Genomic DNA, 1,755 nt, shown 5'->3' on the forward strand with positions numbered 1-1,755 from the left:
AATGGGCTATTTCATTCCGTTGATTTTCTGCTTATGACGCGAGTGTCTGGGCGTGGGAGTTGGACGAGTTGTTGCCACCCAATCCTAATCCGTATTTAGCAACGGAACCGACACATATCTCGAAATCGTGTCTTCCACAACCCTGTACTTTAGTTGGATAACTTTTATCCATTTTGGTCCATGTATGATGTAACCTTTCACTACAAAACAATAGCAGTTTTATAAGTTTAACCAACTGCGTACTTTATTGCGGAAGAGAAAGGTTAGAACTAATAATAAAGCGAACACACTTAGTGCAATAAGGATCAACGTACGGTCCCCGCTTGCCAAGCTGGTACCAACCAAACTGTAAGCAAACGTCCCCGGTAGCATTCCGAATACAGTAGCAACTACAAATGATCCTAACTTCACCCTTGTCATTCCTGCCAGATAACTTAGGATGTCAAAGCCGACCAGGGGGATTAAGCGAAGTACGAATACATAAAGAAATCCCTTGTCTTTCATACGATAATAAATTTTTTCTGACCACTTTGACTCTTGGAACTTCACTACGGAATCTCCGAAAAAACGTCCCATGATATACCCTGTTATACCCGCAGCGGTTGCTCCGATTACTATGTAGAGCATTCCCGGCCAAATGCCGTACGCAAATGCAGCAGCTAAAGATAATACAGATGTGGGAAAAGCGATGATCGGACCGACGGCATAGAGACCCATAAAGATAAGCGGACCGTAGATACCAAAAGATAAAATGTATGACGGGATATGATCGGCTGAAACATCAAACTGTCGACGAACAAACCATGCAAGGCCTACAAAAAGGAGAACGAAAAAAAGTGCCCGAAATAGATTTTTAAATTTCATCTGCTTGACTCTCCCGCAAATTGACGAAGGGAGGAGACGGGGAGGTATAAGCTTATCTGTTCACTAACTTCTGGTGTTTCCATAGGAACAGCAATTTTCTCTTGTAAATCTTCAATTAAAATATGCCCGATCACTAGTCCGTTTTGGTAAGTGATATGCTGCACAACCCCTTGAAGTGATAGAGTATCCTTGCCTGAGTCAGGGGATTCAAATGAGATAGCCTTCAGAGGAGCATAAGTAGAGTCATCAAGAACGATATGCCCCCCTAAAAAGTTAGCAACAAAAGCATTTGCAGGGTGTTCATGGAGAGTTTCAGGTTTATTAATTTGTTGGAAAATTCCTTCGTGAAATAAAGCAACCCGATCTCCCATGATCATTGCCTCTTCTACATCATGAGTAACGAAGATGGAGGTGATCGATCGTTTTGCTAAGAAATCCCTCACCCAAAACCTGAGCTCTTTTCTAAGCTTTGGATCAAGACTGCTGAATGGCTCATCGAAAAGGATCACTTTTGGATCGGTGGCCATTGCCCTTGCTAAGGCAACACGTTGTTGCTGGCCTCCTGAAATTTCCGATGGAAAGAAATTTTTATAATTCACAAGGTCGATGGCATCGAGCAGCTCCAAAATTTTTGACTCATTTTTTTTACCTGCCAACTTAGAGCCATAGCGAATATTTTCAATCACAGTCATATGGGGGAATAATAAAGGCTGCTGAAAGACGAGACTGACGTTCCGTTTATTGGCTTTTTTGTGAGTGATCTCATTATCGTTCATAAAAATGTTTCCTGAGGTCGGTTTTTCGAGACCGGCTAAAATCCTCAAAAGGGTTGTCTTCCCGCTCCCCGAAGGCCCGACAACGCTGAGAACCTCCCCTTTATTCAGTTTGAAA

Annotated in this window: 2 protein-coding genes; both read right to left on the reverse strand. The window is 42.6% G+C overall.

Annotated elements, in window-relative coordinates:
- Positions 1-219: 219 nt before the first annotated feature.
- On the reverse strand, positions 220-864 hold the full coding sequence (locus LD39_RS18515; protein ID WP_035551491.1) for a TVP38/TMEM64 family protein: 645 nt from the start codon (positions 862-864) through the stop codon (positions 220-222).
- Positions 861-1,755, reverse strand: an 895-nt coding sequence (locus LD39_RS18520) for an ABC transporter ATP-binding protein (RefSeq protein ID WP_035551494.1), incomplete at its 5' end; no start/stop codon positions are given. The genes LD39_RS18515 and LD39_RS18520, both read right to left, overlap by 4 nt.

This window comes from Halobacillus sp. BBL2006, assembly GCF_000786645.1.
GTDB lineage: Bacteria > Bacillota > Bacilli > Bacillales > Halobacillaceae > Halobacillus.

Excerpts from the sequence above, each read along its gene's own strand:
- LD39_RS18515 (WP_035551491.1), bottom strand. The coding sequence starts at position 864 with ATGAAATTTAAAAATCTATTTCGGGCACTTTTTTTCGTTCTCCTTTTT.